The sequence below is a fragment of the Qipengyuania aquimaris genome, assembly GCF_020171965.1.
Taxonomy (GTDB): Bacteria; Pseudomonadota; Alphaproteobacteria; order Sphingomonadales; family Sphingomonadaceae; genus Qipengyuania; species Qipengyuania aquimaris_A.
Genome location: NZ_JAIUZK010000001.1, coordinates 956,616 through 970,849, shown reverse-complemented (window position 1 = coordinate 970,849; position 14,234 = coordinate 956,616). Strand labels below are relative to the sequence as shown.

Here is a 14,234-nt window from a genome sequence, read left to right as displayed (position 1 = left end):
GGGGTGGCTAGCAGCCATAGCCCACGCATTCCAGCACGGAGAGACATCCGCTTGGCCCGTATCGTGATGAAATTCGGCGGCACCTCAATGGCGGGGACGGAGCGCATCCGGCGCGTCGCCAACCTCGTGCGCAAACAGGCGGCCGGTGGCAACCAGGTCGCTGTGGTGGTCAGCGCGATGGCAGGCGAGACCGATCGCCTGGTCAATTTCTGCCGCGAAGCGAACCCGCTCTACGACCCGGCCGAATACGACGTCGTCGTGGCGAGCGGTGAACAAGTGACGAGCGGACTTCTCGCACTCACCCTGCAATCGCTCGGCGCCGATGCGCGCAGCTGGCTTGGCTGGCAATTGCCGGTCCGCACCGTCGAAGCGCATGCGAAAGCGCGAGTAGAGGCAATCGATGCCGACGCTCTCACTTCTGCGATGGAGGCTGGTCAGATTGCAGTGATCCCGGGCTTCCAGGGCGTGTCGGAAGACGGCCGGATCACGACCATGGGGCGCGGCGGGTCGGATACCAGCGCTGTCGCAATCGCCGCTGCTGTGAAGGCGGACCGGTGCGACATCTACACCGATGTCGACGGGGTCTACACGACCGACCCGAGGATCGTGGCCAAGGCGCGCAAGCTCAAGGCCGTAACCTATGAAGAAATGCTCGAGCTCGCGAGCGTGGGGGCCAAGGTCCTCCAGACCCGCAGCGTCGGCCTGGCGATGAAGGAGGGCGTGCGCGTGCAGGTCCTCTCCAGCTTCGTAGGCGACGACGCCATTCCGGCAGACGAACTCCCCGGCACGATGATCGTGTCGGAAGAGGAAATGAATATCTTGGTGGAGAAGGGCGAAATGGAACGCCAGCACGTAACCGGCATCGCGCACGACAAGAACGAGGCCAAGATCATCCTCACCCGCGTTCCCGACAAACCGGGCGCCGTGGCGCATATCTTCGATCCGCTGGCCAAGGCGGCGATCAATGTCGACATGATCATTCAGAACGTGGGCCGCGACAAGGGCGAGACCGACGTGACATTCACCGTCCCGCAGGCCGACCTTGCAAGGGCGCAAGCGCTGCTGGAAGACAAGCGCGACGACATCGGGTTCAATCGCCTCATCACCGACAGCAAGATCGCCAAGATCAGCGTCGTGGGTGTCGGCATGAAAAGCCACGCAGGCGTTGCCAGCACGATGTTCAAGGCGCTCGCGGATCGCGGGATCAACATCCAGGCGATCACGACTTCGGAGATCAAGGTCAGCGTGCTTATCGACGAGGACGAGACCGAACTCGCCGTTCGCGTGCTGCATACCGCTTATGGCCTCGACGCCGACGACGAGGCTGTGTGAGCAGAATTCGCAAGGTGGCGGACGGATGGAGTGCCATCGTCCGAAGCACCTGGCGGGCCTATGCAGTCTTTTGCGGAGCGGGAGTGATTGCCGTCCTGCTCCGGTTTCGAGCCGGGGAGTATGCGGAGGCGAGCAATCGGGAGGTGATGGAAGAGATCGGCGTGGCCGCAATTCTCATGTTCGTCGCAGCCTTTGTCACCGCGCTCGTCTTCCATTACCAATTGCGCCGCAATTCGCGCTGGCCCGGTGGGGGAGGGCGCCGCAACAGGTGACCGTGAAATGAGCCATACTGCAAAGATTCTCCTTCTCGGATCCGGGGAACTGGGCCGCGAATTCGTCATCTCCGCCAAGCGCCTTGGGGCATATGTCGTGGCCTGCGATGCCTATGACGATGCACCCGCGATGCAGCTGGCGGATGCCCGCGAGGTCTTCTCGATGCTCGACGGCGAAAAGCTGCGAGACGCGGCCGAAAGGCACCAGCCGGACTATATCGTTCCGGAGATCGAAGCCATTCGCACGTCGGTCCTCGCCGAACTGGAGGAAGAGGGTTTCAATGTCGTTCCCTCGGCCAGGGCGGCGCAGCTGACCATGAACCGCGATGCGATCCGCGACCTCGCCGCGCACGATCTCGGTCTCGTGACCTCGAAATACCGCTATGCGAAGAACCTCGACGAGGTGCGCGCAGCGGCAAAGCACACGGGGTTTCCCTGTGTCATCAAGCCAGTGATGTCCTCGTCCGGCAAGGGCCAGAGCACGGTCCGCGACGACGACGGGCTCGAGCCGGCCTGGGATTACGCCTGCGCCAATATGCGCGGCGACCGCAGCCGCGTCATCGTCGAGCAGTTCGTCGACTTCGACTACGAGATCACTCTCCTGACCATCCGGCACAAGGATGGCGTGAGCTTCTGCCCGCCGATCGGCCACCGGCAAGAGCGCGGGGATTACCAGGAGAGCTGGCAACCCACGCCGATGAGCGATGCGGCGATCGCGAAAGCCCAGGACATGGCGCGCACCGTGGTCAATGAACTGGGCGGCCACGGTCTGTTCGGCGTAGAGTTCTTCGTCAAGGGCGAGGAGGTTATCTTCTCCGAACTCAGTCCCCGCCCGCACGACACGGGCATGGTGACGCTGGTCAGCCAGAACCTGACCGAGTTCGACCTCCACGCACGCGCCATCCTCGGTCTGCCGGTGCCCGACCAACTGCGCGCGCGCCCCTCCGCCAGTGCCGTCATCCTGGCGAGCCAGAACAGCGATGCGCTTGCGTACAGCGGGCTGGCAGAAGCCCTCTCCCAGCCCGGCACGGACCTGCGCATCTTCTCGAAGCCGACCAGTCGACCCTTTCGCCGGATGGGCGTGGCGCTGGCGACGGCAGGCGATACCGACGAGGCGCGGCGGAAGGCCCGCGATGCGGCGGCCAAGGTCAGGATCCATTACGGCGATGTCGCCGGTTAGAACGTTGCGCAAAGGCGCGGCCATCCGCTTGCCGTAAGGGCGCTTGCGCCGTAAGCGCTTTTGCCATGAGCAGCTATCCCAAGACCGACCGCCTGATGCAGCGCGGCGCCGACTTCCTCGGATCCGAAACCGCCATCCTGTGCGGTGCGATGAGCTGGGTGTCGGAGCGAAACCTCGTTTCCGCTATTTCGAACGCCGGTGGCTTTGGCGTTATTGCATGCGGCGCGATGACGCCCGAATTGCTCGAAGCCGAGATTGCGGCGACGCAAAAGCTGACCGACAAGCCGTTCGGCGTGAACCTCATCACCATGCATCCGCAGCTCTTCGACCTCATCGAAGTATGCGACAAGGCAGGTGTCAGCCATGTCGTGCTGGCAGGTGGCATTCCGCCCAAGGGCAGCGTCGAAGCCATCAAGGGCGGCGCCAATCCCGCCAAGGTGATCTGCTTTGCCCCCACGCTTGCCCTGGCGAAGAAGCTCCTCCGCTCGGGCGCGGACGCACTCGTCATTGAAGGCATGGAAGCGGGCGGGCACATCGGCCCGGTTTCGACCAGCGTACTGGCGCAGGAAATGCTGCCCGAACTGGCCGAGGACCACATCATCTTCGTCGCGGGCGGCATCGGACGCGGGCAGGCGATTGCAGGCTATCTCGAAATGGGCGCTGCAGGGGTGCAACTCGGCACCCGCTTCGCCTGCGCGAGTGAAAGCATCGCCCATCCCGATTTCAAGAAAGCATTCTTCCGCGCCAATGCGCGCGACGCCGTTGCAAGCGTGCAGGTCGACGCGCGCCTGCCCGTCATCCCGGTGAGGGCGCTGAAGAACAAGGGTACGGAAGAGTTCACTGCCAAGCAGCGCGAAGTCGCCGGCACCCTCGACCGCGAAGAAATCGCGATGGAAGAAGCTCAGCTGCAGATCGAACACTATTGGGCTGGTGCCCTGCGCCGTGCGGTGATTGACGGCGACGTCGAAAACGGCAGCCTGATGGCAGGCCAGTCCGTCGGGATGCTGAAAGCGGAAGAGCCTGTCGCCGACATCATCCAGAAGCTGATGGCCCAGAGCGAAGAGGCCCTGTCGCGCCGCTAACTCAGGCTCGATCCTTCTGGTAATTCGTATGGCGGCCCGCCTTAGGTGAGGCCCCGCGCAGTCAGCATTCGGTTTCCATCATCCGCAGCTGTTCGGGTATTTCGTTCAGCCGGATGAGCCGCGCGCGCCTGTCGTTCGGGTCGATATCCGCCGTCACCAGGCCTTTGGCCTTGAGGCGCTCGATCGCGAGATAAAAGCCGCGATAAGAGGAGCCCGAGGCGTGCAGCAATTCCTTGATTCGCGAACTGCCGTTGTTGAGAAGATGGATAATAATCCTGCCCTCAATAGTGAACACCTCGACCCCCGAACGACCGAACTCGTTCGAAAAATTCTCTAATAGTTTCTGCACTTGCCCGCCCGTTCCGATTCGCGGGAAATACACCCGACCATCGACCAAAATCTGTAAATGGCCCCCAAGCATTCACCGAATAGCGAGATGCCAACCATTATTTGCATCAAGTATTATATGAATAAAAGGCCTACAAGTATATCTTGTATATATAATATAAGACCTCAAAAGCGATATGAATGCCCCTACAAATCGCGTAGCTCCACGTCAACTGGGTCCTCGGATCGCCTGGTTTAATAAATGTTAAATACCTTTTGAGGGGTTACTTTATGCGTACTATGAATATTGCGGGTCGTGCAGCTGTTGCCGGCCTGATGACGAGCGTCGCAGGGGGCGCGCTTCTGGTTGCTTCGCCCGCGGCCGCGCAGGCTTCGGATGAAACTTGCTTCCGCTTTTCGGACGGTACTGTTCAGTGCTCCGAACCCGGTGATTTCGACGTCTTCATTGGCTCGACGGACTACGGCGCTTTTGCTGATGGTGCCTATGACAATCTCGACAGCAAGATCGAGCAGACGGCTCCGACCGAAGCTGAAGTCGCAACCGCGCAGGCAGAACTCGACGCAGCCAATGATGCTGCCGATACTCTCGCAACGGACCTGGCTGCAGTCGAAGCCACGCTCACCGACGACAACCTCGCCGCGTTCGACGATGTAGCATCTGCCGAGGCCGCTCTTGAAGCCGCCCAGGCTGCCGAAGCGGAAGCTCTGGCCGCTCAGACCGATGCGCAGACCGCATTCGATGCGGCTGCTGACGATCTGACCGATGCCAACGTCGCTCTCGGCGCTGCCCAGACCGATCTGTCGGACGCTCAGGATGCTGTCGACACCGCCCAGGCAAATTATGACGCCAACCAGACCACTGCGAACCTCGCAGCTCTGAATGACGCTCTGGCCGACCGTGCCGACGCTCAGCTCGCTCTGGACGCTGCCGAAGAAGATCGTGCCGATGCTCTGGCCATCGCAAACGAAGCCGCCGCAGAACTGACCGCCGCACAGACCGCGTTCAACGACGCAGCCGACGCGACTGTTGCTGCGAACGACGACTTCTCGGACGCCCTTACGGCACTCGACACCTCGCTCGCTTCGAACGATGATTTTGTTGACGCGATCACCGCTGCTGGCGGCGGCTACGCTGCCAATGCAAATGGCCTTAACACCCTCAGCAACGACGCAACCGCCGCTGCGGATCAGGCTGTTGTCGAGCAGGCACAGTTCGACGCACTCGATGATGCGACCAACACCTTCACTCGCGCTCGCGACGTTCTCGTCCCGGCTGCCGAAAGTGACAATGCGGCAATCGCTGCTGCTTCGCAGGCTCTTCTCGGCGACCCGCGCGCTGATGAGACGAACAGCGAAGTCGAAGTGATCGCTGCTCTGGTCGATCACGAAGAGCGTATCACGACCAACACCGCCGACATCGCGACTAACGCTGCGAACATCGCCGACAACTCGGCTCGCATCACGGTCGTCGAAGAAACGCTGGTCGAATACGACACGCGCATCACCGCCAACGCCGATGCGATCGTCGCTGAATCGGAAGCGCGTGCCGCTGCCGACGCTCAGCTCCTCGATCAGCTGACTGCAGAAGAAAACGCCCGTATCGCTGGCGACGCTGCTCTGCAGACCCAGATCGACGGCCTGGGTGGTCGCGTTGGTCTCGTCGAAGCACGCATCGACCAGCTCGATGACCGTATCTCCAGCTCGACCGCTACGGCGATCGCACTGGGCGGCATGGGCTTCCTGCCCGACACGCGTTTCAACCTGTCGGTTGCAGGCGGTTTCTACGAAGGTGCCAACGCAATCGCAGCCAACGCCGGCATCCGTGTCAGCGACAAGGTTGCGATCACTGCCGGTATCGGCGGCGGCCTGAACAAGAACGGCAAGGTCGGTGGCCGTGTCGGCATCATCTTCGGCTGGTAACTCCTAGCAGTCTTATTGGCTGACTACACCGAGGCGGCCCGGAGAGCGATCTCCGGGCCGTTTTTGGTGTCACAAGCGTGGCTTTGAAGCCGTCGAGGAACTCCAGCTTGTTCTCCGGCATGGAGGCGGTCATTTAGCGACGCATGTCCGAACCTCTTGTCCTGACCCTGTCCTGCGCTGATCGACCCGGGATTACCGCGCGCGTGGCCTCGTTCCTGTTCGAACGCGGCGGGAATATTCTCGAGGCGCAGCAATTCAACGACCTGGGCTCTGACGCGTTCTTCATGCGGGTCGAGTTCGATCCCGGCTCGACAGGGCGCGAGCGACTTCGCAGTGACTTCTCATCCCTAGCCGGTGAGTTCGCGATGGAGTGGAAGCTGGCCTTGCGGGATCGGCCCCGGCGTGTGCTGCTGATGGTCAGCAAGTTCGATCACTGCCTCGCAGACCTGCTTTACCGTTGGCGGATCGGTGAATTGCCGATGGATCCGGTGGCGATCATATCCAACCATCCGCGGGACGCCATCGCCCATACCGACATCGGCTCGGTACCTTTCCACCATCTGCCCATAACCCGCGAAACGAAAGCGGCGCAGGAAGCCGAAGTCCGCCGGATCGCGCAAGAGTGCGAAGCGGAGCTGGTGGTCCTGGCGCGCTATATGCAGATCCTTTCGGACGATCAGGCCGCGCACTTCGCCGGGCGGTGCATCAACATCCACCACTCTTTCCTGCCGGGTTTCAAGGGCGCCAAGCCCTATCACCAGGCGTACGAGCGCGGGGTCAAGATGATCGGCGCGAGCGCGCACTACGTCACTGCCGATCTCGACGAAGGCCCGATCATCCACCAGTCGGCAGAACCGATCAGCCACGCAGACAGCCCCGACGAGCTTGTCCGGAAGGGCCGCGAGATCGAAAGCCGCGTGCTGGCCGAAGCCGTCCGCTTGCACCTTGAGGAAAGAGTGCTCCTCAACGGCAAGCGAACGGTCGTCTTCCGCAGCTGATCAGCGCTTCGCCACCCGCGTCTTGGCGCGCTCAGCTTCCATCGCCTTGTCTTCGTTGGCGCGCTTGATGACATACTGGCGGATGGCCTCGATCTCGTCCTCGGAAAGCGAACCGGCAAAGCTTGCCATGCCATTGTCCTGCAATGCGCCCCCATGGACGATCTGAAGCCATGCGGCGGGGTTCTCGAGCGCGCCGGAGCGGCGCAGATCGGGCAATTCCGTCGATCCGACTGCTGCAGGCGCGTGGCAGACGGCGCAGTAGCGAGCGTATTTCGCCCGTCCTAGATCGATCGTCTCGGCACTCGCCCGTGAAAGCGGCGGATCGAGCGGCGCGAGCGCGAAGTCAGGCTCGGCAGGAAGCTGTGCCTCACCGCCCAGCTTGAAGACCAGCAGTCTGCTGATGTTTCGCACCGGCTTCATCTGGTCGATGAGTTCACCGTCCACCGACAGAGCGAAAGCGCCGCCCCAGCCTGCCAGCACGGCCACATATTGCTCGCCGTTGACGGTATAGGTCATCGGCGGTGCGACTACGCCGGTTTGCGCTGCGAACGACCATAGCTTGTCGCCGGTGGCGGAGTTGTAGGCCGCGAATTCGCTGCCCGAATTGCCTTGGAACACCAGGCCGCCGCCGGTCGCCAGGAGCCCGCCGTTCCACGGTCCGGGATGTTCGACTTCCCAGCGCACTTCTTGCGCCACCGGGTCCCAGGCCAGCAGCTTGCCGCTGATCGTGCCCTGGACTTCTCGCCGGATGCCAAGGTCGGGCGGCAGATCGCCTGCGCCAAGATCGTATCCAACGTTGAACCCGCGCGCCCGGTCGGGTTTCCAATTGGCTTCGGGCGCATAGAGCATCGCAGCCTCGAATGCCGGAATGTAGACGAGATTCTCGTCCGGGTGATACGCCATCGGGTGCCAGTTATGCCCGCCGAGCGGTCCGGGCATGACCAGCGCCGGCTCGCCGGTAATATCGACCCGCGTTTCCGGGTTCATGACGGGTCGGCCGTCCTCCGACATACCGGTCGACCAGTTCTGCGGGATATACGGCTTGGCGGACAGGAATTCGCCCGTCGCACGGTCCAAGACATAGAAATAGCCGTTCTTGGGGGCCTGCATCAGCACCTGCCGCTCGCGCCCGTCGATCTCCATGTCGGCAAGGATGATGTGCTGGGTGGCGGTGTAATCCCAGGTCTCTCCCGGCGTTGTCTGGTAGTGCCAGACATAATCGCCGGTATCGGGCCGGATGGCGACGATGCTGGAGAGGTAAAGGTTGTCTCCCTCGCCTTTTCCGTCGGGGCCGGGGCTGCGATAGGCGCGGTTCCACGGGCTGCCGTTGCCAACCCCGAAATAGAGCAGGTCGAGTTCCGGATCGTAGGCCATAGAATCCCACACGGTGCCCCCGCCGCCGATGCCGTCCTCGCTGCCGAGCACGTCGCCACTCCAGGTCGCGGCGGCCGCCTTCAGATATTCGGGCTCATCCTCGTTCGCGCCGCCAGGCACGGTGTAGAAGCGCCAGAGCTCGTCGCCATCCTCCGCGTCATAAGCGGCGATGTAACCGCGCACGCCGAATTCGGCCCCGCCATTGCCGATAAGCACTTTGCCGTCGATGACGCGCGGTGCGCCGGTAATGGTGTAGCTCTTCGACTGGTCGACAGTCACCTTTTCCCAGGCGACCTCGCCGGTTTCGCGGTCGAGCGCGACCAGGCGCCCATCGAGCGTGCCGAGATAGAGATTGTCGCCCCATGCAGCGAGGCCGCGGTTCACGACATCGCAGCAGGCCTTCACACCGGTTTCGCCGGGGACCTGCGGATCATAGCTCCACAGCGGCTCTCCGGTAGCAGCATCGAAAGCAAAGACCTTGCTCCACGCGGTCGTCACGTAGAGCTTGCCATCCATCACGAGCGGCGTGGCTTCCTGCCCGCGTGCGGTATCCATATCCACGAACCAGGCGAGGCCGAGATCCGACACGGTTTCGCGGTTGACCTGGTCGAGCGGGGAGAAGCGTTGTTCGGAATAGGTGCGGCCATGACTGATCCAGTTCGCGCTGTCCTGGTCTGCATTGACCAGGCGCATCGCGTCGATGCCGCCCTCGCTCTCCGCCGAATTGCACGACGCAAGCAGCAGCGCGGCCGCAGCCGCCAAACCGTATTTCATCGCTAATGTCTCCCTCATCGGTCTTCCCGGACCGCTCAACCCGATTGCATCCTGCCTTCGAACTCGGGCCTTGTCCATCGCGAGGACTGGTCTAGGTTGGTCTGCGGACGGGGTAGAGGAGAGACTGCGATGTGTGATCAGGAACGCTTGGCCGATTGGGCACGGAGCGGAATTTCCAGGCGGACGTTCGGTGCAGGTGCCCTTGCCGGCACGGCAGCTGCCTGCACCTCGATGGAGCCGACAAGCGAAGACGCGACCGAGAACATCATCATGCGCAGCACGGTCAGTTTCGCCACCCCTGACGGGACCATGGACGGCGAGTTCTTTCATCCCTCCGACGGGACACACCCTTCGGTGATCTTCTGGCCCGACATTGCGGGCATCAGGCCGGCCAAGCGCCTCATGGCAATCCGGCTTGCGGAGGCTGGTTATGCCGTCCTTCTCGCCAACCCCTATTATCGGGATGTATCCGGCCAGCAGTTCGAAGATTTCGCGGATTTTGCCGGGAATGGCGGATGGGACAAGGTGAAGCCTTGGCGAGCGCGTTTCGACCATGAAACCATCCAGCGCGACAATGCGTCCTGCGCTGCCTGGCTACAGGAACAGCCTGCGGTCGAACCAAACCGGGGTGTGGGCGTCCAAGGCTATTGCATGACCGGCAGCTTTGCCGTGCTGGGCCCACGGTCGGAAGACATGATCTCAGCCGGAGCAAGCTTTCACGGCGGAGGCCTGGTGCGGGACGGCGAATACAGCCCCCATCGCCTGTTGCAGGACGATGGCCATTATCTCATCGCAATTTCGCAGGATGACGATGCGAAGCAGCCCGAAGCGAAAACTTCGCTGCGTGCTGCCGCTCAGGATGTAAACAACCGGACCGAGATAGAAGTCTATCCCGCCGATCACGGCTGGTGCGTGCCGGATTCACCCGCCTACGACCAGGAACAGGCCGAGCGTGCGTGGGCGCGCTTGCTGGTCCTCTACAAGGAAGCGCTGTAGCTTACGCGCTCAGGCGTTCTGCAAAGCGGCCGTGCTTGCGATAGCGCGTCATCCACTTGTCGAGGAACAGGCCGAGCGGCTTGGGCTCGATGCCGAGCTTGGAGAAGCCGGGAAAGTCGCCTGAAACCGTGTTGCCTTGCGCCAGCAAATTCCACTGGTCGCTGCTCATCGGCGTGCCGGGCAGCGCGGCGAAGGTTGCCGAGAGCGGATCGGGCATCGGCAGGAAGGTGCGCTTGCGGCGCTGGGCTTCGGCAATCCGGCGATTGATTTCCAGCATGGTCAGCTTTTCCGGGCCGCCCAGCTCGAAGGTCTTCCCGCCGAACTTTCCGGGGTCTTCGAGGGTCCGCGCGACGGCTTCGGCAACATCGTCGACATAGACCAGCTGAAGTTCCGAATCCGGTCCGAAGACGGGAAGGATGGGCAGGGTGGAGATCAGCTGCCCGAACATGTTCAGGAAATTGTCGTCCTTGCCGAACAGGATCGATGGGCGCAGCACGGTTGCATTGGGGAAGGCTTCGAACACGCGCTTTTCGCCGAGGCATTTCGCCGCTGCATAATCGTTCGAAGTGTCCTCGTCGGGCTCTGCGGCGATCGCGCTGATATGGACGAACGCGCTCGCGCCTTCCTTGGCTGCGGCCTCTGCCATCCAGCCTGGGGCCTCGCCCATGAGCGTGCGAAGATTGTCTTCGAACGAACCGACCAGGTTTACCACTGCATCGGCGCCTTCGATGCATTGTTCGACACTGCGGCGGTTGGTCGCGTCGCAGCGGGCGAATTGCATCTGGCCGAGATTGGCGAGAGGCTTGAGCTTGAATGCCTTTTCGGGATTGCGGCTGGCGATCCGCACGCGCGCGCCCCGCTCCAGCAGCGCCTGCGCCACGTAATTGCCGATGAAGCCGCTTCCGCCCATCAGCACTACCAGCTTGCCGTTCAGTGCGCTGTCTTTTGCCATTTTGATGCCTGTCTTTTCCGGTCTAGAATTCGTGTTGCGCCCCTAGCCACAACCTGCGCGTGCCTGCAAGCGTTCCAAGTAGCGCGATTGCAGTTGACAAGAATCGCCCCCCTTCGCTAGTGGCGCGCTCCTACCTGCGGGCCGGCGAAGGATGACCGGTCGTGCAAAGTGTGCCCAGATGGCGGAATTGGTAGACGCACCGTCTTCAGGTGGCGGCGCTCGCAAGGGCGTGGAGGTTCGAGTCCTCTTCTGGGCACCATTTCCATCGGCCTCGAAAGCGCAAGCGCGAACCTGATAGGTTTGCGACTGTCTCCGTGCTCAAGCTCTCGCAAGGCCCGAGACGAAGTTTACGCCGTCTCGATGGACCACCGAAACCTTCTTCCCGACCAGATCTTCGCTTTCTGCCAGGACTGATCCGGAGTTGGCGTCCTGCGTGTCGACCCGTGCTATGACGCGTCCATTCTCGTTGCGAGCAATGACGTAAGCACTGGCCGGGCCATCCCTGCCGTGAATCACGGTATATGCCTCAACCTCGGCCTCGCAGTCCTCGTTGATTAGCGCAATTTCAGGCCGTTCAGCGATTTTGGCTTGTCGCGCTTCACTGGAGATAGGAGCCCAGGTTGTGGGTGCAGCGGCCGAATAGATGCCGACAGACTCCTTGCTGATGAAGCCCCCGTTGGCGAGGACGAGGCCGTAGGCGTCACGATCGTTTCGCAGTGTCTCGACCATGCTGGCGATGGCGTGCATCGAATAGTTGTTACCCGGCCCGCCGAAGAACGGCAGCCCTCCGGTAACAGTCAGCCGGTCATTCAGAGGATCGAGCCCGAGTGCTTCTGCGGCGAGCATGGGGACGATCGGGAAACAGCTGTAGAGATCACGATGCGCGATGTCGGAACTTTTGAGATCCGATGCCGTCAACGCCTGTTCGAGCGCCAATTCGATCGCCGCGGAACGAGACAGGTCGGGCCGCTGGGAAACCAGCGCATCCTTGATGTCGGCATGGCCGTGCAGGAAAATCTGCTTTTCTTCCGGGATGCCCAGTTCGCGTGCCTTGCCGACGGTGGTCATGACCAGCGCAGCCGACTGGTTCACGGCGTCCTGTGCGACATGCCATTTCAGCAACGGGTCGCACATCGGGTAATTCTCTCTCGACGGGGTGGCGAGAAATTCGGCGCTCAATGCCTTTGGAAACTGCGCGTATTCGTTGGCGGCTGCCACCTCGGAGAACCTGGAAAACATCTTGCTGGCAAGCTCGCGCCATCCGGCGGTCGAAAGGCCATGTCGTGCCCGCCATGCCTGTTCTTGCGCGGCATAGGTCTGGGGCGGCATCCCGAGACCATTGGTCAGCTCGTAACGGGAAAGGAGAGGTTCGCCTTTACCACGGTCTTCGACCGGGCCGTCGGTCCCATCCGACCAATCCAGCCGGTGTCCGTGCTTCATCGCCGCCTTCATGGCGCCAATGACCTCTCCGCCTGCAATTATTGCGACCTCGCATTCGCCCGATGCCAGCGATGCGGCGAGTTCATTGACCATCGCCTGTGGCTGGTCACCGCCAACAGCTGAATAGATCACCTGGCGGGGTGCAAGATCTGTCTTCGCCAACACGGCCTGCGGCAAATTGCTGATCGTGCCGAAGGGGATAACCGGTTCCCTCAGCGAGTCCGGAAACGTGCGAATAAACGCTGCGCAGTCAATCGCAGGGCCGACATTGCTGCTGCTCGTGTCCTCGATCGCCAAGGTCATCGCAGCCCGGATCATCGCGAGCGGATGCGGCGCCTTTTCGGCATCCTGTCCATCCCAGTGGTCGACCACCTGGCCTACGCCGACGATGACAGGAAGATTGTCCTTATCGTGCATATTCGATCGTTCTCCGGTCAACGAGAGCTGAGAGGTGTATCGTCACAATTGCCGGAAACGCCCTCTCCAGCAAATGCGAAACACCGCAATTGCAGGGCGTGAGGCCCGGACCTTCACGAAAGGCGCGCGAAGTTCGCGACACCGGGTGCTGGCCGCCGGGTCTGGCGGGTTTGCGCGTCCTGGCCTGCGTCGGAGTTGCCGATTAGCGCTGCCAGCTTGGCGAGGCGGTCGGCAGCGAGGCTGTAGTAGACCAGCTTCGCCTCCTTACGGGTTTCGACAAGCTCGGCTTTCCTGAGCACGCCCAATTGCTGCGAAAGGGCCGGTTGGCCGATGCCCGTAGCCTGCTCGATCTCACCGACGTTGAGCTCTCCCGATTTGAGGACCTGGAGTATCTGGAAGCGCAAGGGGTGGGCGAGCGCCTTGAGCTCGGCGATCGGCGCGTTCTCGCTCATGCTTCAGCTCCATTGCCCGCTTTTCGCAGGAACCAATCGGTTTCCCTCTGCGCGGCAAAGACGTCGTCGAGTGTCTGGCTTGGCGGTTGGAGAAGAGGCGTGCCGGGCGTCCAGTTGGCGGGCGCCAATCCGTTCTGTTCGTCGATCGCCTGCAAGGCATCGAGCATGCGCAGCATTTCCGGGATCGATCGGCCCATGTTTGCCGGGTAGCAAGTCATCGCCCGGACAACGCCTTCCGGATCGATGAAAAAGGTCGAGCGGACGGTAGCACTGTCACTATCCTGCGGGGACACCATGCCGAAAGCGCGCCCGATCACGAGGGTCGGATCCTCGACGATCGGAAAGCGCACTTCGACATCGAAGCGGTCGCGGATCAGGCGCAGCCACGCGAAATGCGAGAACAGGCTGTCGACCGAAAGTGCCATGAGCGCGCAATCGCGACGCTCGAATTCCTTAGCTTCCCGCGCGAGCTCCACGAACTCGGTCGTACAGACGGGTGTGAAGTCGGCAGGATGCGAGAAAAGGATGAGCCACCGCTCGCGGAAATCCTTCAGGCGCACCGGCCCGACGGTGCTGCGCGCCTCGAAATCAGGTGCGAAGTCGCCAATGCGCAGGCCCGCGGCCTGCTGCGGTGTGGGGTGCTCGATGGTCATGGCTCGTTCTTACCACTTGACTCTGCAAAAGCAATACATATACA

The 14,234-nt window shown here is 62.0% G+C and carries 13 protein-coding genes and 1 tRNA gene; 8 read left to right on the top strand and 6 right to left on the bottom strand.

Annotated elements, in window-relative coordinates; all coding sequences use genetic code 11:
• The first annotated feature begins 51 nt into the window (after window positions 1-51).
• From LCM24_RS04705 to LCM24_RS04690, 4 genes are all read left to right on the top strand, one after another.
• Entirely contained in the window at window positions 52-1,332 is a 1,281-nt protein-coding gene (locus LCM24_RS04705; protein WP_412093789.1) for an aspartate kinase, read from the top strand.
• 83 nt (window positions 1,333-1,415) lie between these two features.
• Window positions 1,416-1,604: a hypothetical protein gene (locus LCM24_RS04700; RefSeq protein WP_224802960.1), complete on the top strand. Its 189-nt coding sequence runs from the start codon at window positions 1,416-1,418 to the stop codon at window positions 1,602-1,604.
• A gap of 7 nt (window positions 1,605-1,611) precedes the next feature.
• Window positions 1,612-2,784 carry a formate-dependent phosphoribosylglycinamide formyltransferase gene (purT, locus tag LCM24_RS04695; protein WP_224802959.1) on the top strand — a complete coding sequence of 391 codons (1,173 nt, stop codon included), beginning with the start codon at window positions 1,612-1,614 and terminating at the stop codon, window positions 2,782-2,784.
• A 65-nt stretch (window positions 2,785-2,849) separates the two neighbouring features.
• The gene (locus LCM24_RS04690; RefSeq protein ID WP_224802958.1) at window positions 2,850-3,866 is read left to right on the top strand and encodes an NAD(P)H-dependent flavin oxidoreductase; all 1,017 of its coding nucleotides are present in this window, start codon (window positions 2,850-2,852) and stop codon (window positions 3,864-3,866) included.
• Window positions 3,867-3,927: 61 nt separating this feature from the next.
• On the opposite strand, the gene LCM24_RS04685 is transcribed toward LCM24_RS04690, so the two are convergent.
• Window positions 3,928-4,287 carry a MarR family winged helix-turn-helix transcriptional regulator gene (locus LCM24_RS04685; protein ID WP_224802957.1) on the bottom strand — a complete coding sequence of 120 codons (360 nt, stop codon included), beginning with the start codon at window positions 4,285-4,287 and terminating at the stop codon, window positions 3,928-3,930.
• 197 nt (window positions 4,288-4,484) lie between these two features.
• Here LCM24_RS04685 and LCM24_RS04680 point away from each other — a divergent pair, with 197 nt between their 5' ends.
• A complete protein-coding gene (locus LCM24_RS04680) occupies window positions 4,485-6,134 on the top strand; it encodes a YadA-like family protein (RefSeq protein WP_224802956.1) in 1,650 nt (549 codons plus the stop codon).
• A 143-nt stretch (window positions 6,135-6,277) separates the two neighbouring features.
• Window positions 6,278-7,132: a formyltetrahydrofolate deformylase gene (gene purU, locus LCM24_RS04675; RefSeq protein WP_224802955.1), complete on the top strand. Its 855-nt coding sequence runs from the start codon at window positions 6,278-6,280 to the stop codon at window positions 7,130-7,132.
• Here purU and LCM24_RS04670 read toward each other — a convergent pair whose 3' ends face one another.
• On the bottom strand, window positions 7,133-9,280 hold the full coding sequence (locus LCM24_RS04670) for a PQQ-dependent dehydrogenase, methanol/ethanol family (RefSeq protein ID WP_224802954.1): 2,148 nt from the start codon (window positions 9,278-9,280) through the stop codon (window positions 7,133-7,135).
• Between the two features lie 129 nt (window positions 9,281-9,409).
• Here LCM24_RS04670 and LCM24_RS04665 point away from each other — a divergent pair, with 129 nt between their 5' ends.
• Window positions 9,410-10,276, top strand: a complete 867-nt coding sequence (locus tag LCM24_RS04665; RefSeq protein ID WP_224802953.1) for a dienelactone hydrolase family protein — start codon at window positions 9,410-9,412, stop codon at window positions 10,274-10,276.
• 1 nt (window position 10,277) lies between these two features.
• Here LCM24_RS04665 and LCM24_RS04660 read toward each other — a convergent pair whose 3' ends face one another.
• Window positions 10,278-11,228, bottom strand: a complete 951-nt coding sequence (locus LCM24_RS04660; protein ID WP_224802952.1) for a complex I NDUFA9 subunit family protein — start codon at window positions 11,226-11,228, stop codon at window positions 10,278-10,280.
• A gap of 172 nt (window positions 11,229-11,400) precedes the next feature.
• On the opposite strand from LCM24_RS04660, the gene LCM24_RS04655 reads away from it, so the two are divergent.
• Window positions 11,401-11,487: transfer RNA gene (locus LCM24_RS04655), tRNA-Leu, on the top strand.
• Window positions 11,488-11,546: 59 nt separating this feature from the next.
• Here the strand turns inward: LCM24_RS04655 and LCM24_RS04650 are convergent.
• From LCM24_RS04650 to LCM24_RS04640, 3 genes are all read right to left on the bottom strand, one after another.
• Window positions 11,547-13,085, bottom strand: coding sequence for a hypothetical protein (locus tag LCM24_RS04650; RefSeq protein ID WP_224802951.1), 1,539 nt, complete (start codon window positions 13,083-13,085; stop codon window positions 11,547-11,549).
• A 113-nt stretch (window positions 13,086-13,198) separates the two neighbouring features.
• On the bottom strand, window positions 13,199-13,537 hold the full coding sequence (locus tag LCM24_RS04645) for an ArsR/SmtB family transcription factor (protein ID WP_224802950.1): 339 nt from the start codon (window positions 13,535-13,537) through the stop codon (window positions 13,199-13,201).
• Window positions 13,534-14,190, bottom strand: coding sequence for a peroxiredoxin (locus LCM24_RS04640; protein ID WP_224802949.1), 657 nt, complete (start codon window positions 14,188-14,190; stop codon window positions 13,534-13,536). Before LCM24_RS04640 ends, LCM24_RS04645 begins: the two co-directional genes overlap by 4 nt.
• Window positions 14,191-14,234: the final 44 nt, after the last annotated feature.

Bases quoted from the DNA above. Each gene is read 5' to 3' on its own strand.
- purT (WP_224802959.1), top strand. From the start codon at position 1,612: ATGAGCCATACTGCAAAGATTCTCCTTCTCGGATCCGGGGAACTGGGC.
- LCM24_RS04690 (WP_224802958.1), top strand. From the start codon at position 2,850: ATGAGCAGCTATCCCAAGACCGACCGCCTGATGCAGCGCGGCGCCGAC.
- LCM24_RS04685 (WP_224802957.1), bottom strand. From the start codon at position 4,287: ATGCTTGGGGGCCATTTACAGATTTTGGTCGATGGTCGGGTGTATTTC.
- LCM24_RS04680 (WP_224802956.1), top strand. From the start codon at position 4,485: ATGCGTACTATGAATATTGCGGGTCGTGCAGCTGTTGCCGGCCTGATG.
- purU (WP_224802955.1), top strand. From the start codon at position 6,278: ATGTCCGAACCTCTTGTCCTGACCCTGTCCTGCGCTGATCGACCCGGG.
- LCM24_RS04670 (WP_224802954.1), bottom strand. From the start codon at position 9,280: ATGAAATACGGTTTGGCGGCTGCGGCCGCGCTGCTGCTTGCGTCGTGC.
- LCM24_RS04665 (WP_224802953.1), top strand. From the start codon at position 9,410: ATGTGTGATCAGGAACGCTTGGCCGATTGGGCACGGAGCGGAATTTCC.
- LCM24_RS04660 (WP_224802952.1), bottom strand. From the start codon at position 11,228: ATGGCAAAAGACAGCGCACTGAACGGCAAGCTGGTAGTGCTGATGGGC.
- LCM24_RS04650 (WP_224802951.1), bottom strand. From the start codon at position 13,085: ATGCACGATAAGGACAATCTTCCTGTCATCGTCGGCGTAGGCCAGGTG.
- LCM24_RS04645 (WP_224802950.1), bottom strand. From the start codon at position 13,537: ATGAGCGAGAACGCGCCGATCGCCGAGCTCAAGGCGCTCGCCCACCCC.
- LCM24_RS04640 (WP_224802949.1), bottom strand. From the start codon at position 14,190: ATGACCATCGAGCACCCCACACCGCAGCAGGCCGCGGGCCTGCGCATT.